General features: G+C 42.6%; 26 protein-coding genes and 1 tRNA gene. 13 read left to right on the top strand and 14 right to left on the bottom strand.

The features are described 5' to 3' along the window. Position 1: 1 nt before the first annotated feature. The 9 genes from K6V21_RS14995 to K6V21_RS14955 all read left to right on the top strand — a co-directional run bounded on the left by K6V21_RS14995 (position 2) and on the right by K6V21_RS14955 (position 8,217). A complete protein-coding gene (locus K6V21_RS14995; RefSeq protein WP_224319105.1) occupies positions 2-631 on the top strand; it encodes a DUF4141 domain-containing protein in 630 nt (209 codons plus the stop codon). A 20-nt stretch (positions 632-651) separates the two neighbouring features. After that, positions 652-1,677: a conjugative transposon protein TraJ gene (gene traJ / locus K6V21_RS14990; RefSeq protein ID WP_118419286.1), complete on the top strand. Its 1,026-nt coding sequence runs from the start codon at positions 652-654 to the stop codon at positions 1,675-1,677. Between the two features lie 12 nt (positions 1,678-1,689). Next, positions 1,690-2,313, top strand: a complete 624-nt coding sequence (gene traK, locus K6V21_RS14985; protein WP_015532621.1) for a conjugative transposon protein TraK — start codon at positions 1,690-1,692, stop codon at positions 2,311-2,313. 3 nt (positions 2,314-2,316) lie between these two features. Next, positions 2,317-2,622 carry a TraL conjugative transposon family protein gene (locus K6V21_RS14980; RefSeq protein ID WP_122329394.1) on the top strand — a complete coding sequence of 102 codons (306 nt, stop codon included), beginning with the start codon at positions 2,317-2,319 and terminating at the stop codon, positions 2,620-2,622. After that, positions 2,597-3,982, top strand: coding sequence for a conjugative transposon protein TraM (traM, locus tag K6V21_RS14975; RefSeq protein WP_196039607.1), 1,386 nt, complete (start codon positions 2,597-2,599; stop codon positions 3,980-3,982). The genes K6V21_RS14980 and traM overlap by 26 nt, the downstream gene beginning before the upstream one ends. A 40-nt stretch (positions 3,983-4,022) precedes the next feature. Continuing rightward, positions 4,023-4,931 (top strand): conjugative transposon protein TraN, encoded by a 909-nt coding sequence (gene traN, locus K6V21_RS14970; RefSeq protein WP_007216050.1) that lies wholly within the window; start codon positions 4,023-4,025, stop codon positions 4,929-4,931. 2 nt (positions 4,932-4,933) lie between these two features. After that, a complete protein-coding gene (locus K6V21_RS14965; RefSeq protein ID WP_224319104.1) occupies positions 4,934-5,512 on the top strand; it encodes a conjugal transfer protein TraO in 579 nt (192 codons plus the stop codon). Positions 5,513-5,533: 21 nt separating this feature from the next. After that, on the top strand, positions 5,534-5,965 hold the full coding sequence (locus K6V21_RS14960; protein WP_224319103.1) for a DUF3872 domain-containing protein: 432 nt from the start codon (positions 5,534-5,536) through the stop codon (positions 5,963-5,965). A 119-nt stretch (positions 5,966-6,084) separates the two neighbouring features. Beyond that, a complete protein-coding gene (locus tag K6V21_RS14955) occupies positions 6,085-8,217 on the top strand; it encodes a hypothetical protein (protein WP_224319102.1) in 2,133 nt (710 codons plus the stop codon). 101 nt (positions 8,218-8,318) lie between these two features. On the opposite strand, the gene K6V21_RS14950 is transcribed toward K6V21_RS14955, so the two are convergent. From K6V21_RS14950 to K6V21_RS14925, 6 genes are all read right to left on the bottom strand, one after another. Continuing rightward, positions 8,319-8,519: a DUF3873 domain-containing protein gene (locus K6V21_RS14950; protein ID WP_224319101.1), complete on the bottom strand. Its 201-nt coding sequence runs from the start codon at positions 8,517-8,519 to the stop codon at positions 8,319-8,321. Between the two features lie 280 nt (positions 8,520-8,799). Continuing rightward, on the bottom strand, positions 8,800-9,333 hold the full coding sequence (locus K6V21_RS14945) for an antirestriction protein ArdA (protein ID WP_224319100.1): 534 nt from the start codon (positions 9,331-9,333) through the stop codon (positions 8,800-8,802). A 298-nt stretch (positions 9,334-9,631) separates the two neighbouring features. Continuing rightward, the gene (locus K6V21_RS14940) at positions 9,632-10,084 is read right to left on the bottom strand and encodes a RadC family protein (protein WP_224319099.1); all 453 of its coding nucleotides are present in this window, start codon (positions 10,082-10,084) and stop codon (positions 9,632-9,634) included. A gap of 258 nt (positions 10,085-10,342) precedes the next feature. Continuing rightward, a complete protein-coding gene (locus K6V21_RS14935; RefSeq protein WP_195643202.1) occupies positions 10,343-10,849 on the bottom strand; it encodes an ORF6N domain-containing protein in 507 nt (168 codons plus the stop codon). Positions 10,850-10,959: 110 nt separating this feature from the next. Further along, on the bottom strand, positions 10,960-12,186 hold the full coding sequence (locus K6V21_RS14930) for a site-specific integrase (RefSeq protein ID WP_224319098.1): 1,227 nt from the start codon (positions 12,184-12,186) through the stop codon (positions 10,960-10,962). Between the two features lie 274 nt (positions 12,187-12,460). Next, positions 12,461-12,545 (bottom strand) — tRNA-Ser (locus K6V21_RS14925). A gap of 113 nt (positions 12,546-12,658) precedes the next feature. Here K6V21_RS14925 and K6V21_RS14920 point away from each other — a divergent pair. Together K6V21_RS14920 and K6V21_RS14915 are read left to right on the top strand one after the other, a co-directional pair. Continuing rightward, positions 12,659-15,184 (top strand): endonuclease MutS2, encoded by a 2,526-nt coding sequence (locus tag K6V21_RS14920; protein WP_224319097.1) that lies wholly within the window; start codon positions 12,659-12,661, stop codon positions 15,182-15,184. A 10-nt stretch (positions 15,185-15,194) separates the two neighbouring features. After that, the gene (locus tag K6V21_RS14915) at positions 15,195-16,406 is read left to right on the top strand and encodes an L-serine ammonia-lyase (RefSeq protein WP_217713822.1); all 1,212 of its coding nucleotides are present in this window, start codon (positions 15,195-15,197) and stop codon (positions 16,404-16,406) included. Positions 16,407-16,524: 118 nt separating this feature from the next. Here K6V21_RS14915 and K6V21_RS14910 read toward each other — a convergent pair whose 3' ends face one another. The 5 genes from K6V21_RS14910 to K6V21_RS14890 form a co-directional block, all read right to left on the bottom strand. Continuing rightward, on the bottom strand, positions 16,525-17,028 hold the full coding sequence (locus tag K6V21_RS14910; RefSeq protein ID WP_217713823.1) for a PepSY-like domain-containing protein: 504 nt from the start codon (positions 17,026-17,028) through the stop codon (positions 16,525-16,527). 12 nt (positions 17,029-17,040) lie between these two features. Further along, on the bottom strand, positions 17,041-17,478 hold the full coding sequence (locus K6V21_RS14905) for a PepSY-like domain-containing protein (protein WP_217713824.1): 438 nt from the start codon (positions 17,476-17,478) through the stop codon (positions 17,041-17,043). A 98-nt stretch (positions 17,479-17,576) separates the two neighbouring features. Then, positions 17,577-18,866, bottom strand: a complete 1,290-nt coding sequence (locus K6V21_RS14900; protein ID WP_224319096.1) for a sensor histidine kinase — start codon at positions 18,864-18,866, stop codon at positions 17,577-17,579. Next, entirely contained in the window at positions 18,863-19,540 is a 678-nt protein-coding gene (locus tag K6V21_RS14895; protein WP_224319095.1) for a response regulator transcription factor, read from the bottom strand. Before K6V21_RS14895 ends, K6V21_RS14900 begins: the two co-directional genes overlap by 4 nt. A 47-nt stretch (positions 19,541-19,587) precedes the next feature. Beyond that, a complete protein-coding gene (locus K6V21_RS14890) occupies positions 19,588-20,136 on the bottom strand; it encodes a DUF4738 domain-containing protein (RefSeq protein ID WP_224319094.1) in 549 nt (182 codons plus the stop codon). A 365-nt stretch (positions 20,137-20,501) separates the two neighbouring features. Between K6V21_RS14890 and K6V21_RS14885 the strand changes: the two genes are divergently transcribed. Both K6V21_RS14885 and K6V21_RS14880 read left to right on the top strand, forming a co-directional pair. Further along, complete coding sequence (locus K6V21_RS14885; RefSeq protein ID WP_224319093.1) at positions 20,502-22,583, top strand: hypothetical protein; 2,082 nt, start codon at positions 20,502-20,504, stop codon at positions 22,581-22,583. Between the two features lie 10 nt (positions 22,584-22,593). Then, positions 22,594-23,631, top strand: a complete 1,038-nt coding sequence (locus tag K6V21_RS14880; RefSeq protein ID WP_224319092.1) for a hypothetical protein — start codon at positions 22,594-22,596, stop codon at positions 23,629-23,631. Between the two features lie 14 nt (positions 23,632-23,645). Here the strand turns inward: K6V21_RS14880 and K6V21_RS14875 are convergent, their stop codons facing one another. From K6V21_RS14875 to K6V21_RS14865, 3 genes are all read right to left on the bottom strand, one after another. Continuing rightward, a complete protein-coding gene (locus K6V21_RS14875; RefSeq protein WP_217713829.1) occupies positions 23,646-24,239 on the bottom strand; it encodes a type 1 glutamine amidotransferase family protein in 594 nt (197 codons plus the stop codon). Between the two features lie 85 nt (positions 24,240-24,324). Continuing rightward, a complete protein-coding gene (locus K6V21_RS14870) occupies positions 24,325-25,263 on the bottom strand; it encodes an EFR1 family ferrodoxin (RefSeq protein ID WP_224319091.1) in 939 nt (312 codons plus the stop codon). 251 nt (positions 25,264-25,514) lie between these two features. Further along, positions 25,515-26,591, bottom strand: coding sequence for an MBL fold metallo-hydrolase (locus K6V21_RS14865; protein ID WP_309493826.1), 1,077 nt, complete (start codon positions 26,589-26,591; stop codon positions 25,515-25,517). Positions 26,592-26,673: the final 82 nt, after the last annotated feature.

The raw sequence follows: 26,673 nt of genomic DNA, 5'->3' as shown, positions 1-26,673 counted from the left end.
TATGAGAACAAAGATTATAATGCTGCTTGTAATATGCAGCCTTTTTGCCGGAAAGTTAAACGCACAATGGGTGGTGAGTGACCCCGGCAACTTGGCGCAAGGGATTATCAATGCGTCAAAGAATATCGTTCAAACGTCCTCCACAGCCCAAACAATGATAAAGAATTTTCAGGAAACAGTAAAGCTGTACAATCAAGGCAAGGAGTACTACGATGCCTTAAAATCAGTGCATAACCTTGTCAAAGATGCCCGGAAAGTACAGAAGTCTATCCTGCTTATCGGTGAGATTTCCGACATCTATGTGAACAGTTTTCAGAAGATGCTTTCGGATGAAAACTATACGCCGGACGAGCTTTCGGCGATTGCCTACGGATATACCCAACTGTTGCAGGAAAGTTCCGATGTGCTGGAAGAAATGAAAAGCGTGGTGAACATCAACGGGCTTTCCATGTCCGATAAAGAACGGATGGACGTTATCGACCGGACGTATAACTCCATCAAGAACTACCGGGATTTGGTGAGTTACTACACCCGTAAGAATATTTCTGTTTCCTACCTGCGGGCGAAAAAGAAAAAGGACACCGACCGGGTAATGGCTTTGTATGGTTCGGCGGATGAACGTTACTGGTAACTTCTAAAAAACAGATAAGTATGTTATTAGCAATCGAATTTGATAACCTGCATCAGATTTTACGAAGTCTGTACACGGACATGATGCCTTTATGCGGGAACATGGCGGGGGTAGCCAAAGGAATAGCGGGACTGGGGGCTTTGTTCTATGTGGCTGCCAAAGTATGGCAGTCGCTCGCCAGTGCCGAACCGATAGACGTTTACCCTTTGCTCCGTCCTTTTGTGATTGGTTTCTGTATTATGTTCTTTCCCACTTTTGTACTGGGTACGATTAACAGCGTTATGTCGCCAGTAGTCAAGGGGTGTAACAATATGCTCGAAACGCAAACTTTCGATATGAACGCCTACCGGGAACAAAAGGACAAACTGGAATATGAAGCGATGGTGCGCAATCCGGAAACGGCTTACCTTGTTTCGGATGAAGCATTTGATAAACAGATTGACGAATTGGGATGGTCTGCCAAAGATATTGCCACAATGGGTGGTATGTACATGGATAGGGCAGCCCACAATATTAAGCAATCCGTCCGGGATTGGTTCAGGGAACTTTTGGAACTGCTCTTTCAATCGGCAGCCCTTGTGATAGACACTATCCGAACCTTTTTCTTGATTGTCCTTGCCATACTGGGTCCGATAGCCTTTGCCATCAGTGTATATGATGGCTTTCAGGCGACACTGACCCAATGGATAACAAGGTATATTTCCGTTTACCTGTGGCTGCCCGTTTCAGACCTGTTCAGTTCCATACTTGCCCGAATACAGGTACTTATGCTCCAAAAGGATATTCAGGAGCTATCAGACCCCAATTTCGTACCCGATAGCAGCAATTCAGTGTACATAATTTTTATGATAATCGGTATCATCGGTTACTTCACAATTCCCACCGTATCGAACTGGATTATTCAGGCGGGCGGAATGGGCAACATGAGCCGGAATATAAACAGTGCGGCTAACAAAACAGGTAGCGGTGTCGGTGCGGTAGCAGGTGCAGCAACCGGGAACGCTGGCGGCAGGGTCGGTGGTAAACTAATCAAAAGTAACCAATAAATAAAAATCAAGATGGAATTTAAAAGTTTAAAGAACATTGAAACCAGTTTCAAACAGATACGGCTTTTCGGTATCGTGTTTGTCGTTATGTGTACCCTGATAACGGGTTATGCCGTTTGGAACTCCTATACGTTTGCCGAAGCGCAACGGCAGAAGATTTATGTGCTGGACGGTGGCAAATCGTTGATGCTTGCGTTATCACAAGACTTGACACAAAACCGTCCGGTTGAAGCAAGGGAACACGTGAAGCGTTTTCACGAACTGTTTTTCACGCTCTCACCGGATAAGAACGCTATCGAAAGCAATATCAAACGGTCGCTGTTCCTCGCCGACAAGAGCGCATTTAATTATTACCGTGACCTCTCGGAAAAAGGATATTACAACCGTATCATTTCGGGCAATATCAGCCAAACCATACAGATAGACAGCGTTTCATGCAATTTCGATGTGTACCCGTATGCGGTGGCTACCTATGCCCGGCAAATGATTATCCGTGAAAGCAGCGTGACGGAAAGAAGCCTTGTTACCCGTTGCCGGTTATTGAACGCCGTAAGAAGTGATAATAACCCGCACGGCTTTATGATGGAAAGTTTCGAGATAACGGAAAACAAGGACTTGAACACCATAAAGCGGTAAGCCATGATACGGAAAATTCTCTCTCCGGTGAATCAGGCGATTACCCATGTGCAGGACTGGGCGGATGAAAAACTCCGCCACCTGTGCGGGCGAATGACACCGGAAATAAGGCTGGCGGTAATCCTGCTTATGCTCCTGTTCTTCGGCGGGCTATCCATCTACTTCACGGTATCATCCATTTACCGGATAGGAAAAGAGGATGGCGAAACCATACGGATAGAGCACATCAGGCAGTTGCAGTTACAAAGTAAAGACAGTACGAACATTTTTAATCAGTCAGACAATGGAAGAAAAAGAAGTGAAAAATGAAGTTCCCGCACCGGAAACGGACAGGAAGAAAGAACCTGAAAAACAGGTAAAGGAAAAAAAAGAACTGACCCCGCAGCAGATACAGCAGCGAAAGAAGATGCTGATTTACCCGCTTATGGGACTGGTTTTCTTGGGGTCTATGTACCTGATTTTCGCACCGTCCGATAAGGACGAAGCAAAGGTGGAAAACGTGGGCGGATTTAACGCCGATATTCCGCAACCCAAAGGGGACGGGATAATCAGCGATAAAAAGACAGCCTACGAACAGGAGCAAATGGAGAACAAACAGGCGGACAAGATGCGCTCCTTACAGGATTTTGCCTTTTCGCTGGGAGAGGAAAACGGGAACGGGGAAGATTTGACCCTGATAGATGATGCTCCGGCAGAAAAACCGAAAACCAATGTAATAGACTTCGGGGCGGGTGCGCCGAACAATAGCCGTTCCTCTATCCAGTCTTCGGCGGCGGCTTACCGGGACATGAACCGTCAGTTAGGCAGTTTCTACGAAACGCCGAAAGAGGACAAGGAAAAAGAGGAACTGAAACGTCAGGTGGAAGAACTCACTGCCCGGCTCGATGCGAAAGAAAACGGTGCGGGCAGCATGGATGAACAGGTGGCTCTTATGGAAAAATCCTACGAACTGGCGGCAAAATACATGAACGGACAGAACGGGCAAAGCATACCACTGCAACCGGGACAGATTGCACAGGTCGCACCGTCCGCACCTGTTCAGGGCAAAGGAAATGCCACACCTGTAAAATCGGTATCGGACAGGACGGTTTCAGGATTGCAGCAACCTATAAGCAACGCCGAATTTATCGCCGAATACGGCAAGCCACGCAATTACGGATTTAATACGGCGGTCGGCAGTGGTTATTCGATGGGAAAGAACACTATCCGGGCGTGTGTACATAACGACCAAACACTTATGGACGGGCAGACCGTCAAGCTCCGGCTGTTAGAACCGTTACAGGCGGGGAACGTGATTGTCCCGAAAAACAGCCTTGTTTCAGGAAGTGCCAAAGTACAGGGGGAACGGCTCGACATACTGGTGTCCTCGCTCGAATATGCGGGTAATATCATTCCGGTGGAACTTGCCGTTTACGACAGTGACGGGCAAAAGGGGCTTTCCGTTCCCTCGTCACTGGAACAGGAAGCGGCAAAGGAAGCGATGGCGAATATCGGTGCGGGACTGGGAACGAGCATTTCCTTTGCGCAAAGTGCCGGGCAGCAGGTCGCAATGGATATTACAAGGGGCTTGATGCAGGGCGGTTCACAATACCTCGCTAAGAAATTCAGAACGGTAAAAGTACACCTGAAAGCGAACTATCAGGTGATGCTTTACGCCAAACAGCAATAATCTATTTATCAATTATCAACCATAAAAATTTCAATCCAAAATGAAAAAGTTAATTATCATGTTCGCCCTACTCTTGGGCGTGGTTTCAATGAAAGCACAAAGTAACGATTTGTATCAGGGCATTACAAAGAAGCTCCCTTACCGCCAAATGGTGACACCTTACGGCGTACAGGTGACGTTTGCAAAAACAGTACACCTTATTTTCCCGTCTGCCGTTAAGTACGTGGACTTAGGCAGTAACTACATTATTGCCGGAAAAGCGGACGGGGCGGAAAATGTTGTCAGGGTCAAGGCTACAACAGAGGGCTTTCCCGGTGAAACCAATTTTTCCGTTATCTGTGAGGATGGTAGCTTTTACAGTTTCAATGCAAAATACGCACATGAACCGGAAATGCTGAACATCGAAATGAAAGACTTCTTGGAGAATGAGGACACAACGGATTTCAGCCATACCCGGATGAATATCTATTTCCGTGAACTGGGTAACGAAAGCCCGCTTTTGGTAAAGCTGATTATGCAGTCCATCTACAAAAACAATGACCGGGAAATAAAGCATTTGGGATGCAAACGGTTCGGGGTGCAGTTCTTGGTAAAGGGCATTTATTCGCATAACGGGCTGTTCTACTTCCACACACAAACAAAGAACAGTTCAAACGTACCGTTTGATACCGACTTTATCCGTTTCAAGATTGTGGATAAGAAAGTAGCCAAAAGAACGGCTATTCAGGAAACGGTGATTGACCCGGTGCGGAGCTATAACGAGATACTGGTTATCGGCGGCAAAAGTACCGTCCGCACCGTGTACACCGTTCCGCAGTTCACTATCCCTGACGATAAGATATTAGTCATCGAACTGGTGGAAAAGAACGGGGGCAGACACCAAACTATCCGGGTGGAAAATTCGGATATAGTGGCTGCCAAAGTGATTAACGAACTTAAAATCAAATGAACATGAAAAGGATATGTTGTATTATATCCCTTTTTGTGCTGTGCCTGACTTTCAACCAGGCACACGCACAAAGATGTCTGCCGGGAATGAAAGGCTTGCAGGTTACGGGCGGCATGGCGGACGGTGTTCACTGGAACAGTAAAAGCGATTTCGCTTATTACTTCGGGGCTGCCATGAGTACCTATACCAAAAACGGGAACAGATGGGTTATCGGCGGGGAATACCTCGAAAAGCATTATCCCTATAAGGATTTACAGATACCCGTGAGCCAGTTTACAGGCGAGGGCGGTTACTATCTGAATTTCCTTTCAGACAGAAAGAAAACCTTTTTCCTTTCGCTGGGCTTGTCTGCCCTTGCCGGGTATGAAACAAGTAACTGGGGCGATAAATTGCTGCCCGATGGCTCGACCCTGACCGATAAGGACGGTTTTGTCTATGGTAGTGCGCTGACGCTGGAACTGGAAAGTTACATTACCGACCGGGTGGTGTTCCTGATTAACGCAAGGGAAAGATGCCTGTTCGGTTCTTCAGTCGGAAAGTTCCATACACAGTTCGGTATCGGTCTAAAGATAATAATGTGATAAACTAACCTATTATATATAATGTATATGAGAAATGTAATTTATAAGATGCTAACAGGCTGCTACATGGTGGCCGCCTTGTTATTAGTGGGTGCGTGTAGTGACAACGTGGATATACAGCAGTCTTACCCGTTCAGTATCGAAACGATGCCTGTTCCGAAGAAATTAAAGGTAGGTGAAACGGCAGAAATACGCTGCCAGCTTCACCGGGACGGACGGTATGAGGAAACAAAATATTTCATCCGCTATTTCCAACCGGACGGGGCGGGAACGCTGAAAATGTCCGATGGGACGGTTTTACTACCAAATGACCTATACCCGCTTCCGGGTGAAACATTCCGGCTTTACTATACTTCCGCATCGACCGACCAACAGACGGTAGATGTGTATTTTCAGGATAGCTTCGGGCAGTTGCAACAGCTTTCATTTTCGTTCAACAATGATAATAATTAGGAAGTGAAATAAAAAAAACGTTTTTATTGAATATGTTAAGAAGCAGCGGAGAAAATTCTTTCCGATGCTTCTTTTTAATTAATTTTGTCGATTAATACATATTTTGAAGTTTAAAATATATGAATAAGACTAATTACGCTTTAATAACTGCCCTTTATGATACGAAAGGGGCTGATTTGTACAATGATGTATATTTCCCTATAATCAAATATGAAATTGTAAATCAATACTATACGCAAACCGACATAGAAAAATATTACGATTTAGAAGAACTTCAAAGTTTAATCGATGCTGATTTTGGAATTACCATTCCTTGCGTTATCTTAAAACAATCAATAAAGGCTATTGGGTTACAAGATAATGGTATATCACTTTCTGTATATGAAAATGGGAAGCAATTTAAAATTAAGAAAGCATGGGACATTTCAATTACTTTATCAATAGACAATAAATCCCAAGAAATATCCTCCAAATTTGATAAATTAGATATTCTATATAAGCAATATCTTGATGCAGAAGGTTTATCATATGAAAAATCTTTTATTGATTTCTATTCCGACCATACAGAGGAAATACTTACACATATTGATGGTGTAGATGAAAAAACGCTTATAAACGAGGGATATGTGAATCTCACCCGTTTCCTATTTTGGTTAAAAGAAAGTAATATAGAGTTATATAACATTGCTAATGATATTTTTTGGGGTTCTATTATTGCTGGATTTCTTAAAAGAAATAAAGCTGATATTAACATAAAATCAAGTGATTGTGTTGAATACTTCTTAGATTCTTCATTAGTGTTAGCAGCCTTAGATCTTGATAATATTGATAATGTTAAATATGCCCAAGAGCTATTAGAAATTATAATAAATTCAGGTAATACTCCCAAAATACACGCTCTTACAATACGAGAAATAAATTACATTCTAAGCTCCGTTGAAAAAGAGCAAGGTCCTCGTCCTAACACAGCTATTGAAGATGCGTATCATAGACGTAATTTAAGCCCATCAAAAATTCTTCAGATAAGAAATAACTTAAACAAACTCATTTCCGATAAAGGGATAGTTCTATTTCCAGTATCAGAAAATGAATTAGATAAAATTGAAGTAGAATATAAAAACAAACGTAGTGTTAAAGAATTAGAAAAATTCAGGAAAAAGAATTATAACAATGGCATTAGAGATATACATGATGTATATCTAAGAGATTTCATCTCAAAGAAAAGAAAAGACATCGTCTCTATTGAAAAAATAAATGCTTATTTTGTTTCGCTAAATTCGGATTTAATATCATATTTTAGTAAACAAGACACATTACCGCTATTATTACATCCTGCAAAAATAGTTATTGACTTATGGATACATAATTCTCACAGCTCTCTGATTAAAAAAAGTGGACTTACCGAAGTAATGTCAAGATGTTTTGCACTTAATAATACTGATATACGCAGAAAACTTAGGCTTGTTTCTAAATACTACAAAGAGTCAGATGAAACTTATTCGCAAGATAACTATCAAGCGGTATATACCGCTCTTATAAAAAGGTCTACAAAAGCTATTCATGAAGTTAACTATGTAATTAAAAACGAGCAAGAGGATATAGATAACAAGGAAGAAGTAAATAAAAATCATATTCAAGCTTTGATTAAAATAGCAGTTGACGAGGAATTAAGTAAGCAGCAGAAAAATATTGAGCTATCGGAAAAGTTAACAAAACTTGAAGAAGCTGTCAAAGAAGCAAGTAAAACAGTAAATGTATCTAATATGAAGTCAGCTGAAGATGAAAAAACAATTCAAGGTCTTCAAGTAGAATTAGAGAAACAAAAAAGAATCAATAAAATTAGCGAGGAAATAGATTTTATTTCTCAAAAAATATCACAAATGGAAATAGAAAAGGACAAATCTATTTGTCTAATAAAATTTTATTTAATACTACTTTTAGAATGCATTTTCTTTATGGGATTTATCTTATGTATTATTTTACTTGTTATTTCTTATTGTAATACGAAAAGCACAATTAGCTTTGGAACATATGTATCTGAAAATCTATGGATAATAATAAGTTTTTGTGTATCAGCCATAGGATTTAGTGTTAGAACTGTTCAGCAATTATATACATTATCACCTAAAATAAAATATGAAGATGTCAAAGCAGAACAAATCAATTATTGGATTAAAAAACATCCTAATTACAATGAATTAAAAGAAAAATTTAAAGAACTAAGAATAGAGAAAAGACGTTTATCTAATTAGAATTAAAGGTGTCGTTTTTTTACCGCTCTCTTTCCCGTTTAGGTTTAAGAAGTAGTAGGTAATCTGGCTGGATATTTCCAGCTGGATTATTTTTTTTACTTTTAAATTTTCAACCATTCATCCCGCCGTTTGCGGCACTTGTCAAGTGTTTTGGCAAGGGTGCTGAACAGTTCGCCGTCTGTATGGCGGTAATCATATTGATAATAGATTTGACCCCTAAATGCGCCTAAACAGCATTTTACATATTTTTCCTCTCCCGGCGTTTGGGTAATGCTTACCCCGTTTTTGTTTAAAGTTTCCATATTGTTATAATTTAAAATGAGTTATCAGATAATCAAAAGTGAAAGCAGGACAATGAAAATAAAAGCCATACAGAACAGGTAAACGGCAGAGATAAACAACCGGAGAACGAACCGGATAATAAAAAAGCCTATGATTAGGACTATCCACATTCCGGCGGTGCTGGTGGCTGCCTGATAGATGATAAAAGCAAGTATAAACCATCGTAAAAAAGTCGTTATCTTATTATATACTTTCATTGTCTTGGTGTGTTGTGGGTGGATTACTCCACCCGGTTAGTAATCAGGCGCAACGGAAAACAAAACCGTTATCCATCCAGTAATCAGTCATAAACAGGTCACGGGCAAAAGCCGAATAATCAAAGTAGGTTTTTGCGAACTCCGGTAGGTCGTAACATTGTTCCACATATTCATAGGCATAATCTTCTTCATCTTCATATTCTCCCTGATATTCGTCCTCAAAAGAAGAAATAAGGTCGTCCGCATCTTCTTCGCTTATATCGCTGTTGTGGTGGTCGCACCACACGAAAAACGCTTCCTGCTCGGTTTCGCTTAGTTTTTCGATGGCATCCCGAAGCTCAAAAAACTTGTCTGATAGCCAACTTTCGGAAATCAGGGCTTCCGGGATATTCTCGTAATCCTGAAACATAAATTCCGGGTCTTGGTCGTCCTTGTGCAGTTCCCGGCACGCTTCCATAAATTCGTCCTTGTCCGAATAATCGGAAAGGTCTAACCACTTGCCGAAAAGTGAACCACTGTTATACTTGTTGTAAGTACCTACATAAACTCTTGCTTCTGATAATGTTACTGCTTCCATGACTTTTGAATTTTAATCGTTTACATCGCTTGTCGCCCACCACATAAATTTTTCCTTTAACTGAATGGGAACATTGTCTTTTCAAAGGTTCGGGACTGGTACAGGGCAAATTATTATTTATGAAATACTACCCGTAGGTGTGGAGATTTCTAAAAAATAATTTGAACAGTAACAGGCACGGATATACCTTTGACAATGTTCCAATCAGTTTTAGGGAAAATTTTTCTCTTGTTTAAAAGGATAGAAACAAAAGCCATCAGGCTTTTTGTATTGGGTAATGAGAGAGTAAAAAAAGGGCTTATAAAAGCCCCTCGTCTGCAAAACTGTAATAGCTTTCTTCTGTCAGGATGATATGGTCTAACAGGTGTAAATCCAAGACCTTGCAGGCTTCTTTAATTTTTGAGGTGATTTGCTTGTCCGGTTCGCTCGGACGTAGATTGCCCGATGGGTGGTTATGTGAGAGGATTATGCCCGAAGCATGGACTTTTAAGGCAGTTTGCAGGATAATTTTCACATCCATTACTGTTTCAGCCATACCACCTTTAGAGATAAAGGAAACACCTAAAGCCTTATTTGCCCGATTGAGGAACATTACATAACTTTCTTCGTGGTGTTCCATACATTCAGAATAGAAAGGTTTTAAGTAAGAATAAGAAGTTTCAGAAGAGAGTATTTTTATTCTTTCGGATGCTTTTACATTGTCTTTATAAGAGATAGTGATTTCCGGCATGGTAAATTCTGTTGTTTTCATAACGCTTGAATTTTAAATTAAACAATAAGAAATTTTGCCGGACACCCACAGTTTGGCGGGGACTTCAACCATATCTTTTCAAAAAATACGACCCGCAGGTGTGGAGATTTTTTAGAAAACCGGAACGGCTCGGATTTGGTACTTGTCCCCACCGGGCTGTAACTTTGCTAAAATTTGTGATTGAGATACATTACTTTAGGGAACTGAAAAAGGGGTATCACTGGTGACACCCCTTAGACAACCGAATACCTTAAACAGTTATTCATCATAGGTTCTATATCCTATCGGTTTGCGTGGCTTCGGTTCGGGTTTGCTTAATAACTGGGTCAATGCTTGGTACACCTCGCTGAATTGTGCATCCGTACTCTGTTCCAGTTCTTCGATGCGTTTAAGAAGTTCCTCGTAACCGATTGACATTTGGCGCATGAGGACAAACGCACGCATGATAGAGATATTCACATCTATGGCGGTCTGACTGCGTAATACACTACTAAGCATGGCAACCCCCTGCTCGGTAAAACAATCGGGAAGTACATAACTGTGTTTCAGGCTCTCCGGCAACTGGTCACAATTTGTGACCAGTTCGTGCCATTCCTCTTTCGTCATGGTAAAACGGAAATCCGATGGGAAGCGTTTTTCATTACGTTTCACGGCTTGTTTCAAAACTTTAGTCTGCACACCATAGAGTTCTGCCAAATGAAAATCAAGCATTACACGGCAACCCCTGATTTCAAAAATCTTGTTTTGGATGATTTGTAAGTCCATAATTCTATAATTTTAAATTAAACATGGTTTCTGTATTTTCAAACTGTCCGGATGGAGTTATATAAGGATAGAGAACCTGCCGCTTTTGCAGCAAGTTCTTATTAGGATGTTTACAAGGCTTCTTTATAAATCTTCTCAATACCGACAAATTTCTTGTCAAGTCCCTGCATATCGTTACCTATTTTGCTATTGGTAATGCGGGCGTATATCTGTGTTGTTTCTATGTTGGTATGTCCCAGCATTTTAGAAACGGTTTCGATGGGTACACCCTTTGCAAGCGTAGTTGTCGTTGCGAAAGTATGCCTTGCAAGGTGAAAAGTCAAGTTCTTTTTTATCCCGCAAACGTCCGCTATTTCTTTCAAATAGGCGTTAAGTTTTTGGTTGCTGATTATAGGAAGTATCTTACCATCAGGCAGCTTGTCTTTATACTTCTTCAATATCATTTTGGGAATGTCCAGCAAAGGAACATTTACGTCTGTGTTGGTCTTTTGCCGTTTGGTAATTATCCATAGTTTACCGTCAAAGGATTTGCGGATATTGTCTTGTTTCAAGTTGGAAACATCAATGTATGCCAAACCTGTGAAACAGGAAAAGATAAAAACATCACGCACCTGCTCCAATCGCTCGGAAACCATCTTCTTTTTCAGAATGATTTTTATTTCGTCCTCTGACAAATAACCTCTATCGACTTTTTCCAAACGTATTTTATAGCTGGCGAATGGGTCGCCTACCAATATGCCGTTATTTCGGGCTATAATAATGATACGTTTGAAAAACTGCATGAATTTGGCAGTCGTGTTGTAGCCGCATTTACAGGCAGTGCGTAAATACAACTCGAAATCTGTTATAAGCATAGGGCTTATTTCCTTTATGGAAATATCCGATAGGTTATATTTGCTTTGGATGAACTCGGCAAGATGGCGGCGGGTTACTTCATATTTGCGGTAGGTGGCAATCGTTTTAGATATGCCGACCAACTGCTTAACATCGTCATTGTGCTTTTTGAAAAGGTTAAGGATAGTTTCATGTTTCTCACTATGCCCCAAAAATTCATTCTTCACCTTTTCGGCAGTAACGTAATTATCACGCCGTTGTTGTTCGTGGTAGATATTATTCAAAGATGCCTTTATATCTTCTAATAAGGCGTTAATCCTGCCTGCATCTTTGCCTTTGGCTTTTCCCGCTGTTATATTCCAGCTATCGGGATGAATACTTTGCTTTGTACTGAACTGGCATAATTTACCGTCAATGGTAATTCTTGCCATAATCATAACTTCACCGTTCTTTTTTTCAGAGCCTTTCTTTAAATAGAAAAGGACTTTAAATGTACTCTTCATAACCTCACATTTTTAAGTTGCAAAACTACTAATAACTTGTTAAATGTGAGATAGATAGACGGTGGACAAATTCAGACTTTCTGCGGTCATTTCGGGACAAATCGTTACCGTTTTTGTCCGGTAGGGAATAGGTAACGATTTAGTAACGAAACTATGTCTTTTATAGTCCTTTTGTTGTCTTGGAAACAAGACTTATAGGCAATAAAAAAACCTACAAATCGCTGATTTGTAGGTTTTTGTCCTCTTACTGTCCTCTTTTGTCCAGTAGGTTCTGCGGAGAGACAGGGATTCGAACCCCGGGTACCTCGCAGTACAACGGTTTTCAAGACCGCCGCAATCGACCACTCTGCCACCTCTCCAAACTCCTCTTTCAAGAAGTGCTTTTCTCTTAAAGCGGTGCAAAGGTACAAATCATTTTTAAATCTACAAACTTCCTGCTATTTTTTTCACGAATAAATTGTACTTTTGCAACATGATATACCCGCAGAACTTTGAATATAAAATAGGTTTCGACCAAATACGCCAGTTACTAAGTGAAAAATGCCTTAGTACGTTAGGCGCCGAACGAGTTACCGATATGGCATTCTCCGATCACTTTGAGGAAGTGGAGGAGCGCCTGAACCTCGTGACTGAATTCGTACGCATCATACAGGAAGAGGACAACTTCCCCGCACAGTATTTTTTCGACGTTCGTCCATCCCTCAAACGGATACGCGTGGAAGGAATGTATCTGGACGAACAGGAACTTTTCGACTTACGCCGTTCGCTGGAAACGATACGGGACATCGTACGCTTTCTGGAAAAAGAAGATATGGAGGAGGAAGATTCCCCCTACCCTTGCCTTCGGAATCTCGCCAAAGATATCCTGGCATTCCCGCAATTGATCCAGAAGATAAATAATATACTTTCACCTTACGGAAAGATAAAAGACAATGCTTCATCCGAACTGGCACGTATCCGCCGGGAATTGACAAACACCATGAACAGTATTTCCCGTTCATTGAATGGTATTCTGCGCAACGCCCAATCCGAAGGTGTGGTAGACAAAGATGTTACTCCTACTATGCGTGACGGACGTCTGGTAATTCCGGTTGCTCCGGGATTGAAACGGAAGATAAAAGGTATCGTGCATGATGAATCGGCAAGTGGAAAAACCGTGTTCATAGAACCTGCCGAGGTAGTGGAAGCCAACAACCGTATCCGTGAACTGGAAGGAGATGAGCGTAGAGAGATTATCCGTATTCTGGTGGAATTCTCCAATCTGCTGCGTCCTTCTATTCCCGAGGTATTGCAGTCTTACGAATTCCTTGCCGAGATAGACTTTATCCGTGCCAAGAGCTTGTTTGCCCTGCAAATATCCGGTATAAAACCCGCACTTGAGAATACGCGCTTACTGGATTGGACCATGGCAGTCCATCCGTTACTGCAACTCTCCCTCTCCAAACATGGAAAGAAGGTAGTTCCCCTCGATATAGAACTAACCGAGAAACAGCGCATATTGATTATATCCGGTCCAAACGCCGGTGGTAAGTCCGTTTGTCTTAAAACAGTAGGATTATTGCAGTATATGCTACAATGTGGTATGCTCATTCCCATGCATGAACGCAGCCATGCGGGTATTTTCAGCAGCATATTCATTGACATCGGTGACGAGCAATCCATTGAAGATGATTTGAGTACCTATTCTTCTCATCTTACCAATATGAAGATAATGATGAAGAACTGCAATGAACGCAGCCTCATCCTGATCGATGAATTCGGCGGCGGAACAGAACCGCAAATCGGTGGTGCCATAGCCGAAGCCGTACTGAAACGTTTCAACCAAAAGTTAACTTTCGGTGTTATTACTACACACTACCAGAATCTGAAGCACTTTGCCGAAGACCATGAAGGGGTAGTAAATGGAGCCATGCTATATGACCGCCACCTGATGCAGGCATTATTCCAACTTCAGATCGGTAATCCCGGAAGTTCGTTTGCCGTAGAAATAGCCAGGAAGATCGGTCTTCCGGAAGATGTTATTGCCGACGCATCCGAAATTGTCGGCAGTGAATATATCAATGCTGATAAATACCTGCAAGACATTGTACGCGACAAGCGATATTGGGAAGGCAAACGCCAGACCATCCGCCAACGCGAGAAACATATGGAAGACACCATCGCCCGTTATCAGGCAGAAATGGAGGACTTACAAAAATCTCGCAAGGAGATTATTAAAAAAGCCAAGGAAGAAGCAGAACAACTGGTACAAGAGGCCAATGCCCGAATTGAGAATACCATCCGTACCATTAAGGAAGCACAGGCTGAAAAAGAAAAGACTCGCCAGGCACGCCAGGAGTTGACGGAATTCCGTCAATCGATGGAAGCTCTTGCCTCTAAAGAACAGGAGGAGAAAATAGCCCGTAAAATGCAGAAATTGCAGGAAAAGCAGAATCGTAAGAAAGAAAAGAAAACAAAAGATACTGATAACGGATTATCAGCGCAGGAGCAGGCTGCGCAAAAAGCCAAACAGGAAGCAGAGCGCCTGGCAAGCATTGTACCGGGAGCGATGGTGAAGATAAAAGGACAGAATTCAGTAGGCGAAGTTCTGGAAGTAAATGGCAAAAATGCCGTTATAGCATTCGGCAGTATAAAGTCTACCATTAAAGTGGAACGTCTGGAGCGTACAAACACTGTTCCGCAAAAGGTAGACAGTTCTACCAAAAGCACATTCGTCAGCAACCAGACGCAGGACAGTATGTACGAAAAGAAACTGAACTTCAAACAAGACATCGACGTACGCGGTATGCGGGGTGATGAAGCTTTGCAGGCAGTGACCTACTTTATTGACGATGCCATCCTCGTTGGGATGTCCCGCGTACGCATTCTTCACGGAACAGGCACGGGCATTTTGCGTACACTTATCCGCCAGTACCTGCAAACAGTTCCCGGTATCAGACACTTTGCCGATGAGCATGTGCAATTCGGCGGTGCAGGAATTACAGTTGTTGACCTATAAATAAAATAGTATGAAATCAATCAAAGAACTCTACCGTATCGGTACAGGGCCATCAAGCAGCCATACAATGGGCCCTCGCAAAGCTGCCGAGCTATTTCTGGAAAAACATCCGGAAGCCTCCTCATTTAAAGTTACTTTATACGGTAGTCTTGCCGCCACCGGTAAAGGGCATATGACCAATATAGCCATTACCGACACTCTGCAACCCGCCGCTCCGGTAGAAATCATCTGGGAACCGAAAATATTCCTCCCTTTTCATCCCAACGGGATGAAGTTCGTTTCTGTAGATGCAACAGGCAATGAAACAGATTCATGGACAGTATTCAGCGTGGGCGGTGGTGCTTTAGCCGAAGAAAACGATGGTGCATCTTCCGTCAACACTCCTGATATCTACTCTATGAACCACATGACTGAGATTCTGCAATGGTGCGAAAAAACCGGAAAAAGTTATTGGGAATACGTCAAGGAATGTGAGGAAGAAGATATCTGGGATTACTTGCAAGAAGTTTGGAAAACCATGCAAGCAGCCGTTCGCCGCGGACTGGAACAGGAAGGTGTATTGCCCGGTCCATTGAACCTGCGTCGCAAAGCCTCTACTTATTATATACGCGCCAGCGGATACAAACAATCCCTGCAATCCCGCGGACTGGTATTTGCCTATGCCCTTGCCGTAAGTGAAGAGAACGCTTCAGGCGGAACCATAGTTACTGCACCTACCTGCGGTTCCTGCGGTGTGATGCCGGCAGTGTTATATCATTTGGCAAAGAGCCGCGATTTCAGCGATATCCGCATCCTCCGCGCACTTGCCACAGCCGGTCTTGTAGGAAACATTGTAAAGACAAACGCATCCATCTCGGGAGCGGAAGTTGGATGTCAGGGAGAAGTGGGTGTAGCTTGTGCTATGGCCTCAGCCGCTGCCAATCAATTATTCGGTGGCAGTCCGGCTCAAATAGAATATGCAGCTGAAATGGGATTAGAGCATCATCTGGGAATGACCTGTGACCCGGTATGCGGATTAGTACAGATTCCCTGTATCGAACGAAATGCATACGCCGCCGCCCGTGCACTGGATGCCAACCTTTATTCCTCATTCACCGATGGAATGCACCGTGTATCTTTCGATAAGGTTGTAGAAGTAATGAAAGAAACCGGAAACGACCTGCCTTCACTCTATAAAGAAACCAGCGAAGGGGGATTGGCAAAAGATTATCGACCGATGTGAGAGAGTTACAAGCTACAAGCTACGAGCTACAAGTCCTTGCGGCTTGATAGTGTTTAGTAGTTTAAAGACTGACATAGCGCAGCAACTTGTAACTCGTAGCTTGTAGCTTGTAACTTTCTCACTCTTCCGGTGGATAAATCGTATCATCCTTTCCCGTTACATTCACAGTATTCATCAGCCCTCCATCTTCCGAATAGAATAACTGATACTTCTGATTCCCCTGCTTCACTTCAATCACATATTGCATGGGTTGCAACGGATACAGCAAGAAATAATAATCATCTTGTACCCAGTTTGCATATTCGCTATTATTAAATGCAGTCTGGACAACTCCGGGAACATCATTCCAGTATATTTCCGATTCTGTCATCCACCAGTTTCCATTGGCATCAAACCATATATCGGAATCTTTCCCGTCCAGCCAGCAATCGGCTACAAAATATGAGCTTTTCTGCTTCCAGTCTACGTCCGTAGCACTTGGATATTTCTGTTTCAAAGCCTGTGTTACAGCCTCCGGCACATCAATACTCTTATCATCGTCATCATCATCACTGCATGCACTGAATGTCAATGCGGTCATGCACATCATCATCGCTAACATCAAGAATCTTGTTTTCATCATCTTCTCCCTCCATTAGTCATCCAAACTGACAAACTGTCCTTTCTTATTGAATTTCAAAGAGAAATCATTGGCAAGTTCCACCTCAATCCCCGTACTTTTACGCTCTATCTTAGTGATAATTTCATTAGGGAAATTAGCCTTTACGTAATCTTTTACAGAAGCTGGGATAAGGGCGGCAGGCACAGCATTCTTTTTACAGTCTACTTCCGTCCAATTACCTTTCTTGTCGAAGTCAATCTCCGTGCGATCAGTCAGTGTCACTTCATACTTCTTGGACAGGAACTCACTGTCTATCTTGATGTATGAAATCTGCGGTTTACTGAAATACTGATTGATAAAGTTACGCGCAGTCAATGGAAGTTCCTTTACGTCTTTGGTAATCACATCACCGGCAAAAGCGAACTGAACGGCTACGATAGCCAATACGAGAATAGATAAAATCTTCTTCATAATCGTTATTGTTTTTAAGTGTTACTAATTTATTTCCTGTTTTTATTCACACTGCAAATAACGATACTGAATCGGGAAAGATTTGGGAATATTCGCCTTTAGCTTTTCTTTTGAGATTCTTTAACAAGCAAGAACAGATGCATTCCTTCCTGCCACTTATAAGTCAGACTGAGAGAGGCGGACAAAGCAATGGAACGGGCAATGGCAAGCCCCAAACCGGTAGAATCCTTCTTCCCGTCAATACTGCGATAGAAACGCCGGAACAACTTTTCTCCATCCAACGGATGTTCACCACTGTTCATGATAGTAAGAGAAGAAGGCGTAGTCGCTATATACAGTTCACCGCCTTCACGATTATGCACCAAAGAGTTTTTCACCAAATTAGAAACCAAGATCTGTGCCAGTGAAAGGTTGCAGCGAATCACGAAAGGTTCCGCCTCTTTCGTACGTACCAGATGTATTTTCTTGCCCTCATATATATCCATCAAATCAGGCAATAGTTCATCCAAGACTTCATCTACAGAAACATCTTCCGTTTCGGTATATTGTCCGTTTTCAATACGGGAAAGCAGCAACAAAGATTTATTCAGTCTGACAGCTCTGCCCAATGTAGTATATATTTCATCCAGTTCTTTCAACTGTTCTTCCGTCATCGACTCATTCTCCGCAAGCAACTCTATCTTGCCACGAACAATGGCAAGCGGCGTCTGCAACTCATGCGAAGCATTTTCTATAAACTGCTTCTGTTCCTCATACGCCTTATAACTACGGTTTCCCATATCCACAGCCGCATCACCCAACTGCTGAAATTCCCGTATCTTCGTCGGGTTGTCCAACACCGGAAGCTCCTTGCCCGGCTGAATTTGTTGCAGCCAGTTCAGCAGGCGATGCAACGGGCGGAATACACTTTGCAGTATCAGTCGTGTCCCAATGGATGTGCAAATTAAAAACAGCAGAAACAGCGCGCCCAAATACCATAGGATAGCCTCCACCATATCATCGCGCTCCAAGATGGAAATCATCAGTTCCAGCTCATAAAACTGCCCGTCCGGCATACGGAAAGCAGTCTTTAGTACCCTCACCGGTTCATCTTCATCTTCGCTTTCTATATAGACAGTAGAGTCATAAAACTCTTCATCATAGTCCTCAGCTTCTTCTTCGGATATAGGCCGGAATTTGTAGAAAGACATCAATGTCCCCTCCGTATCAAGAATAGACGGGTCCATCAAGGCATTATTGATTAATATCTCACTATAATTCTCAAGCGTATCATCCGTTTCATCCATCACTTCGTCAATAATGGCATAATAAAACAATACACCCCATACCGCCATCAACAGCAATAGTAGCAACGAGAGTTTCCGGTAGGTATAATGAAGCAATTTCATACTTCAGAGAGTTTATAGCCAAAACCATATACCGCCTTCAGTTCCACGGTAGCTCCAGCCTGTTTCAGTTTACGACGAAGATTTTTCACTTGTGAGTAAATGAAATCCAATGAATCTACCTGGTCGATATTATCTCCCCACACAGACTCCGCAAGACTCATTTTATTAATAACGCGATCAGGATTGACTATAAAATAATAAAGCAGATCGAATTCTTTCCGGTTCAGTTGCAAAGGCACTCCTCCTACTTCTACCTGACGCTTGTCAGGATACAGCAACAGATTTCCCATTGTAATGGAAACATCACCCTTTGCTTGCCGGCGGCGAATAACAGACTTCACCCGCGCATTGAGTTCGGCCAAATGAAAAGGCTTCGTAAGATAGTCATCGGCGCCCAGTTCCAGCCCTTCGACCTTATCATCCAAAGAATCCTTGGCAGAAATAATCAACACACTGTCACTACGATGCAGGTGTTTGAGTTCACGCAACAAATCCAGACCGCTTCCACCGGGCAACATAATGTCCAGCAGGATACAGTCATAATCGTAGTCATTCACTTTATCCAGTGCCGAAAAATAATCGGCAGCAGTTTCCACTACGAAATGCTCTTTTACAAGGGAAATGCGGATCGTTTCCCGCAAATCCGGTTCATCTTCTACAATCAGGATTTTCATACCGGCAAAGGAAACTCATAAATTAGGAAACAATCTGGAATCTTTGATCAGATGCTGTCTGTTTCGTGCAAATCTTCCAGCAATTCTTCTTTCGCCAAGGATATTCTGCCATCGGCAGACACAGTGATCGATAGCGGAATGTAAAGGTCGGACTGCGGATAGCACAGACTTGCCGCATAAACGATCCCCTGAGGTGTGGTCTTATCATACACCAGTCCCTCAAGAATAGAATGCTTCATGAACTTTGCATCCACCAACGAAGCAAAACTCTCTTTTGTAAACACCTTGTCAACAATAGACTTGCCGCCGGAAGTTATACGCAGGGTGATGCTGTTATCAACAAATTTATCTCCTTGTTCATTAATCACAACAGGTAAACTGTCATCCGGTCTGCGAACCACGCTCGATTGATACTCCTTACCTTTATAAGTAAAACTGGTCTTACTATCAGATATCTGCATACGTTGCAAACCATTGGCATCCACACTGTCTTTCATCAGTACCTGTATATCTCCCCTATCCTCTTTTTTCTGAGAAGAACAAGCTGACAACAGCCACATCGCTATACATATCCAGAAGTAAAATACGTTTCTCATTCTACCATTTGTTTACAATTAACGGGAACAAAGGAACAAAAAGGGAGGCAAAAATGCAAGGGAAAAGCAAAAGAAATAAAAAACGGGCGAATGATGTTCCGCCCGCTTCATAAAACTAATACCATACTATATTTTATTTATACCTATTGAATCTTGATGTTTATAAGACAACAGGAAAAGCAAAAAGTTTAATGGAATCTTTTGTTTTAACATAAAAAAGGAATACGACCCAATATACCCTATCGTTTGCATCAAATCCCGGCAAATTATAGATTCAAAAAGCCAACTAAGTATTAAACTGAGCAAGTCTTATTCTTAGATTACGGATAAATAACTATCTTTGCCGCCTCATAAAAAACACATACATGATGACAAATATTAAACTAGCTGTTTTATTAATCATTCTCAGTCTCTTGTCCAGTTGTTCTGAAGAGACAATCATTAATTATATTGATCCTCCTGTTCCCGAAGAACGTGCACAAGGAGTCATAAAAGTCAAGGCGGAAGATTACACTCCGGAAGTTTCCATGTTAATGTTACAGGATGGGGAATCAGAAGATATTCTGTTCGATGCCAACCAAAGAAGTTTCCGTGTCAATGCTCCGCTACAAGTGTCTATCAATGAAAAGCAGGAACTGTTCGTTCGCTTTTTCTGCCCCCGCCCGATTAAGGATGTGAAAGTTTGGGCAAGCATTGTCGGTTACGATGAAGAATTTCTGTTGGCTGATTTTGAAACGGTACCCGGCTTCATTGAATTTCATAAAGCACTCCCCATGATTTCCGGAGACAAGGAATATACGACTGCTTCCGGAAAAACAATCGTGATCAAAGCTAATCCCCATATCAGTGCGGCAGATCTAACTTTACGTATCGACTGTGAAGATTCGCTTTATAAGAAAATGACCGGTGTAATACCTCAATACAAAATTTCTTTCTCTGCCTATAGCCGTCAAGGAAGCTGGGCTTATCCGATACGTCCCGCCCATTGTCGGGAGGGCGTGGCTCTAATGTTAAATCTGGCATACGCATTCTCTTCACAGGAATTCGCAGACGAGCTGGAGAAATACAGAGGAAAGCTACATAGCGACAACAATAAAACAGTCATCAATGTCGATCAATTGAAACAGAAAGTACTAAACCACAGCGCATACCTTCTCGGGCACGTCAGTGGTGTAAACGGTTTGGGTGGAGGTAGCACTTTAGGTTTGGCAGAATGGTGCTTTCTACAGCATTATCCCGATGATGAATACAACATACATACCGTCTTCCACGAAATAGGGCATTGCCTCGGATACGGACACGACGGTAACATGACCTATGAACAGACAGGGCCCGGATGGATTACCCTGGGACGTGCTGTCTATCTGAAGTTAGGTCAGGAGAAACGTCTCCCTGTTTATTCACGGCGTTTTATGCATACCCGCAAAAATGCGACCACCCTATACGGCAGTTCTAAATATGTAGGTTCCTCATTCGTCATAGAAGATCCGGAACTGGATGCAATAGACGGCGGCCTCGGTTTTCAGCCGGTAGAAGACAACGAAAACATTGCAGACGGTACCCCGTTATCGGTGTCATTAAAATGGTCGGACGTACCCGAAGCTACAGAAACGACCTTCAAACCTAAAGATGTTACAGCCTATCAGGATCGCATTTACATAGTTAATAATGCTACCGGAAACTATAGCGTAGAAGTCTTCCAAGAGAAGAACGGGCAAGTAATCCATTGTGGACGTATCAAGAACTGGACACGCAACGGCACATCCGAAACTTTTGCCGGTGAACCCAATGGAATTACAGCCGCCCATGGCAAAATATATGTAACCAATACGAGTAGCCGGACAGATGTTTTTGATGCCACGACACTGGAGTTTATAACATGTATCGGAAACGGACAATGGGGTGAAGGCAGCTATCAAACCGTACATGCTTTCGAAACTTTAGTAAAAAACGGTTGTGTATTCATCCGTGATAAAAGACGTGTTTGCGTCTTTATGGAAAAAGATGTCACAGCGGATAATTGTATGCGTATACCGAACTATTGCCGTTTCAACAATGTAGGTGAAGTAATGGGAACATACGGAATGACGATAGATAAAGACAATATACTTTATACCACCCACATTGGTAAAAAGGAAATCTATGCTTATGATCTTACTACCATGCGTGAACAGAAGGTATTAAATCCGGTCCGCACCCTGAAGCTGCCAACGCAAGCTTATGATGTGGTTTCCTGGGACGGTCGTATGTTTGTGACTTTAAATCAAAAGACAGAATGTCTTGTAGAGATCAATCCCCAGGATGGAAGCATTTTAAAAGACTATTCTACCATAAACGGAAAGTCTTTTAGCAATCCGGAGAAAATAGCCCTAGCCCGCCAGACTCTCTTTGTGATAAACCGCGAAACAGGTACAGTGACAAGCATCCCATTAAATGAATTGAAATAAGAAGAAAGAAATGAAGATAATATATATACTATTCGCAGGTTTATGCCTGCTTTCATGTGAAAAGACAAAGATAGAAGACATAATCCGGGAAGTGGAACCGGAACAACCTTCATCCATACATTATTACTACTCTTACAAAGCCGGAGAAGTGATTAATGCAGAAAAGCTTGGATATGTTTCCGGTGAATTCATGCCCGGCTGCACATATATATACGGTGACACTCTCTTCATTGCCAATACTCAAAGCAGACATTTCAGTGTGGAATTATACAGCCTGTCCGCTCGTCAGAAAATAGGTTCATTAAATACATGGACCTACAATGATGCAACGCAAACATTCAACAACTATGTAGAAGCCATTTCCGTAGCCAATGGAAGACTCTATCTCGCCAATATAGGTTCATGCATTGATGTTTTCGATGTACATACACTGAAATTTATAACCCGAATCGGAAACCGTAACTGGGGGCATGGAAATGCACAGTTGTTTCACACCCATGCAATGGCTATTGTAGACGATTATATAATAGTACGCATGAAAGATGGCCTGCAAGTAACCTTGCAAAGTGATGTGAGTGCGGAAAAATACCAGAATATAAATTACTACTCACGTGGAAGCCTAGATGGTTTCGATGTAAACAACGGATTTTATCCGCACCAGATGGCAGTAGATACGACCGGATTGGTGTTTCTCGCCGACTACGGACAATATGGAAACCGGAAAATACATGTGATCGATACTTCCCTTATCCAAAAGGGGAGCAATATCACAATGACTACCAGCCAGACGCTTCCTCTGGAATTTAATCCCCGAGGAATAGCCCTATACAAAAATCTGATGTACATCTCAGCAGCCGATGGCAGTATCCGGTGTTATGACAGGGATAAGAAGAAATTCTTCCTGACCTTCAAATCAGTGCCTGGCTATACATTCAAAGGCGGACAGAAGTTATTGGTTCATAACAATCGGCTATGGGTCACGGATATCTCAACGAGAGAGATCGTCGGAGTAGACATATTCCGCAATGTGATTGAGGAATATAAATAATAACAAGACAAAAGCTACTTCACAAAGCCATTTTTATAATAATCATAAGCAGCTTCAATCTTTTCCGGAGTATCAGCCTTTAAAAGCAACAGCAGTTCGCGAGTAAATTCCAAATGCCCCGTGCCATTGGCAGTTACAATATTCTTGTCGCTGACGGCTTGTTTTTCCAGGTATCCGTCTTCATTGGTATATCGTTCACCGGCAAACTCTTTCAGATATGGAAGCGTGTTGCTGGTATGCTTCACATCGTTCAGAAAGCCATGCGCACCCATGAATGCGGAAGCATTGCAGATGGCTCCTACTATTTTGCCACGTTGCAGAGCATCTTGCACGATAGGCACCACCAATTCCGATTCGGGTGATTGCCACTGCATGCCACCTATCAGAATCAATGCTGCATAATCGGCAGGCATAGTCTGAAAACTATAATCCGGCACTGTGCGGAATCCGCCTATGGAACGGACTTCATCCAGCGTCGGAGCAACTGTCTTTGGTGTATATTTCACTTCGCTCCCCGGTATCACCCCGGTATTTAAAGAAATAGCGAGGAACGCGCCTTCCCAATCGGCATAATCATTCAATAGGAGAAATAATACTTCCTGTTTCATTGTTTTCTGTTTTTAGAGTTTCATAATCTATCTGCAAAGATACACTAATATGCTGAAAACAAAAATACAGCGCAGTCTACTTAACTTATTGCCTATTGGCCCTCTTGATATCCATCAGTGAAATGTTCTCATTCCGGTATCGGGCATTCGGATTGCGCTCGCCTTTTGCCAGCAGTGGGTCTTCGTCATTTTTTTTGAACTGAATAGCTTTCTGCGGACAGTTTTGAATGCAGGCGAAGCAGAAATCGCAGTCTCCCTGCATGGCAATCCCATTCGAAGTAAACTCATAGTTTCCACGCGGGCAGACATCCGTACAGGCTCCGCAACCGATGCAATTCTCCGTAACGACAAAATACCGTTCACTTTTCTTGAGAAAACCCACTTCAGGATCAAGTCCCGAAAGCGTCATGAATCCTGCATGCATCTGCCGCTCCTCTTCACTTACCGGTTCGTGCCACTCTCGCCTGCGGGAGATGTCCCCGGTGATTCGCTGCAAGTTCTCCGGAATATGCTTCTCTATTTTAATCTGTTCGTTCATGTCGAAGTTCGGCAACCAATTATCCACCATAATGAGCGTGGCAATATAATCAAATGGGTTACCCGCCTCGCGCGATATACCATCCCATATCTCTACCGCGTCGCATTTTCTCGCTCCATAAGTGAGGACTGCGAACTTATATCCTGCTTTCAGCTTAGCTTTCCTAATGAAGTTCCGCACCATATTGGGCGGCATATGGCCATATATCGGATAGACAATACCTATTTCATCCGCCTCGAACTCGTACCGGTTTTGTCTCACCATTTGCGGAATACTCAATAACTGTCCTTCCGGTTCCGCTAATTGGCGAGCAACGTGCAGACAGTTTCCTGTAGCGGTAAAATAAAAAATGATGCGTTTCTTCTGCGGCTTTTCAGCGCAGGAGGACAAAGAGGATAATCCTATTGACGAGGTGGCTACTCCTGCGACAATCATACCGATTCTCGCCAAAGCTTCTCTACGGCTGATTCCTTTATCTGTTCCCATATCAGATTCTAATTTGAGGTTTATACTTTCGTTATTGACAGAACTCACTTTCAATGATGCAAAGTTACATGATAAATAAAAGTGCATCCATAGACGCATTACGGTTTCAAACACCAATTTTACTGTATGTGAACAGAGGCCTTGCAACAGAATAAAAGACAAGGTGATGTCACAAAAAAAACGCTGATATCATTGCCGTTATACGACAACAATATCAGCGACCCACTATTTATTACAGAGATGAAAGTCTTCTATAAAGGTACGACCTCCCCAATCACGGGAACCAGCATATTCAGCGAATCTTGTTTCTGCATATTCTTTTCGTTCATCAGAGGTTCATCCCAAGGATGCCTTGCCAGGGCATATTTGGAATGATGTACCGTCAATATTCTTTTCGCTTTCAGTTCTCTGGCAGCCTTTCCCATATCCGAAGGCATCAGATGGATGTACTTCCAGTCTTCATTATATTGGCCGTTCTCCAGAATGGCAAGGTCTATATCGGGAAAGCGTTTTCCGATTTCTTCAAAATGAGAATCATATCCACCGTCTCCTGCCATATATAGCTTCTGAGACGGAGTTTCCAGCAAAAAGGACGCCCACAAGGTCTGGTTGGCTTTCAGACCACGCCCGGAGAAATGCCGTGTCGGGAGACAATGAACGGTAAAACCGTTATCCAGTGCGGCATTTTCCTGCCAATCCAATTCCACAAGCTGTTCTTTTCTGTATCCCCAATGTTCCAGATGTTCGCCGACACCCAATCCGCAAATCACCTTGCCCACCCGGTCTTTCAGACTTTTCACAGTACGATAGTCCAAGTGGTCCCAATGGTCGTGACTGATTACCAGATAATCAATATCCGGCATATCCTCCGGTTTATAAATATCGGTTCCCTTGAATGGTTTGTTGACAAAGGATACAGGGGAAGCCATGCAGAATACAGGGTCAACCAGAATACGTTTTCCGTCTATCTGGATAAAGTAAGAGGAATGCCCGAACCAGATGAGTACATCTTTATCACGCTCCAATTTATGCAAGTCCGTTTTCATGGTCGGAACTGCATTCTCCGGTCTCAATCCTTCCGGCTTGCGGAACAGGAAAGAAAACATAGCCTCAAAGAACCCTTTATCCGACGCCATCACCGGTGTCTGGTGCAGATTGCTGAACTGACCGTCACGATAATGGGGCGAACGTTTGATTCTCTCCAAGCGCTCACCTTGGGGCAGTCGGCCGAAGCTCGGCTGATTGATAAAGGCGAACACGGAAATACATATTACAGCAATGACTGCTATTATTATTCCAAACCACATACGTACTTTTGTTTTTCTCATTCTAAATTAGTTTATGAGCTACAAGCTACGAGCTACGAGTACCTTTCGGCGTGATAGCCGAGCGATTTTTTTGCCCACAAAC

This window comes from Bacteroides cellulosilyticus (assembly GCF_020091405.1).
Classification (GTDB): domain Bacteria; phylum Bacteroidota; class Bacteroidia; order Bacteroidales; family Bacteroidaceae; genus Bacteroides.
This window is presented reverse-complemented; position numbering and strand designations above follow the sequence as displayed.

Coding starts and splice junctions, on each gene's coding strand:
- K6V21_RS14995 (WP_224319105.1), top strand. CDS start 2: ATGAGAACAAAGATTATAATGCTGCTTGTAATATGCAGCCTTTTTGCC.
- traJ (WP_118419286.1), top strand. CDS start 652: ATGTTATTAGCAATCGAATTTGATAACCTGCATCAGATTTTACGAAGT.
- traK (WP_015532621.1), top strand. CDS start 1,690: ATGGAATTTAAAAGTTTAAAGAACATTGAAACCAGTTTCAAACAGATA.
- K6V21_RS14980 (WP_122329394.1), top strand. CDS start 2,317: ATGATACGGAAAATTCTCTCTCCGGTGAATCAGGCGATTACCCATGTG.
- traM (WP_196039607.1), top strand. CDS start 2,597: ATGGAAGAAAAAGAAGTGAAAAATGAAGTTCCCGCACCGGAAACGGAC.
- traN (WP_007216050.1), top strand. CDS start 4,023: ATGAAAAAGTTAATTATCATGTTCGCCCTACTCTTGGGCGTGGTTTCA.
- K6V21_RS14965 (WP_224319104.1), top strand. CDS start 4,934: ATGAAAAGGATATGTTGTATTATATCCCTTTTTGTGCTGTGCCTGACT.
- K6V21_RS14960 (WP_224319103.1), top strand. CDS start 5,534: ATGTATATGAGAAATGTAATTTATAAGATGCTAACAGGCTGCTACATG.
- K6V21_RS14955 (WP_224319102.1), top strand. CDS start 6,085: ATGAATAAGACTAATTACGCTTTAATAACTGCCCTTTATGATACGAAA.
- K6V21_RS14950 (WP_224319101.1), bottom strand. CDS start 8,519: ATGGAAACTTTAAACAAAAACGGGGTAAGCATTACCCAAACGCCGGGA.
- K6V21_RS14945 (WP_224319100.1), bottom strand. CDS start 9,333: ATGGAAGCAGTAACATTATCAGAAGCAAGAGTTTATGTAGGTACTTAC.
- K6V21_RS14940 (WP_224319099.1), bottom strand. CDS start 10,084: ATGAAAACAACAGAATTTACCATGCCGGAAATCACTATCTCTTATAAA.
- K6V21_RS14935 (WP_195643202.1), bottom strand. CDS start 10,849: ATGGACTTACAAATCATCCAAAACAAGATTTTTGAAATCAGGGGTTGC.
- K6V21_RS14930 (WP_224319098.1), bottom strand. CDS start 12,186: ATGAAGAGTACATTTAAAGTCCTTTTCTATTTAAAGAAAGGCTCTGAA.
- K6V21_RS14920 (WP_224319097.1), top strand. CDS start 12,659: ATGATATACCCGCAGAACTTTGAATATAAAATAGGTTTCGACCAAATA.
- K6V21_RS14915 (WP_217713822.1), top strand. CDS start 15,195: ATGAAATCAATCAAAGAACTCTACCGTATCGGTACAGGGCCATCAAGC.
- K6V21_RS14910 (WP_217713823.1), bottom strand. CDS start 17,028: ATGATGAAAACAAGATTCTTGATGTTAGCGATGATGATGTGCATGACC.
- K6V21_RS14905 (WP_217713824.1), bottom strand. CDS start 17,478: ATGAAGAAGATTTTATCTATTCTCGTATTGGCTATCGTAGCCGTTCAG.
- K6V21_RS14900 (WP_224319096.1), bottom strand. CDS start 18,866: ATGAAATTGCTTCATTATACCTACCGGAAACTCTCGTTGCTACTATTG.
- K6V21_RS14895 (WP_224319095.1), bottom strand. CDS start 19,540: ATGAAAATCCTGATTGTAGAAGATGAACCGGATTTGCGGGAAACGATC.
- K6V21_RS14890 (WP_224319094.1), bottom strand. CDS start 20,136: ATGAGAAACGTATTTTACTTCTGGATATGTATAGCGATGTGGCTGTTG.
- K6V21_RS14885 (WP_224319093.1), top strand. CDS start 20,502: ATGATGACAAATATTAAACTAGCTGTTTTATTAATCATTCTCAGTCTC.
- K6V21_RS14880 (WP_224319092.1), top strand. CDS start 22,594: ATGAAGATAATATATATACTATTCGCAGGTTTATGCCTGCTTTCATGT.
- K6V21_RS14875 (WP_217713829.1), bottom strand. CDS start 24,239: ATGAAACAGGAAGTATTATTTCTCCTATTGAATGATTATGCCGATTGG.
- K6V21_RS14870 (WP_224319091.1), bottom strand. CDS start 25,263: ATGGGAACAGATAAAGGAATCAGCCGTAGAGAAGCTTTGGCGAGAATC.
- K6V21_RS14865 (WP_309493826.1), bottom strand. CDS start 26,591: ATGAGAAAAACAAAAGTACGTATGTGGTTTGGAATAATAATAGCAGTC.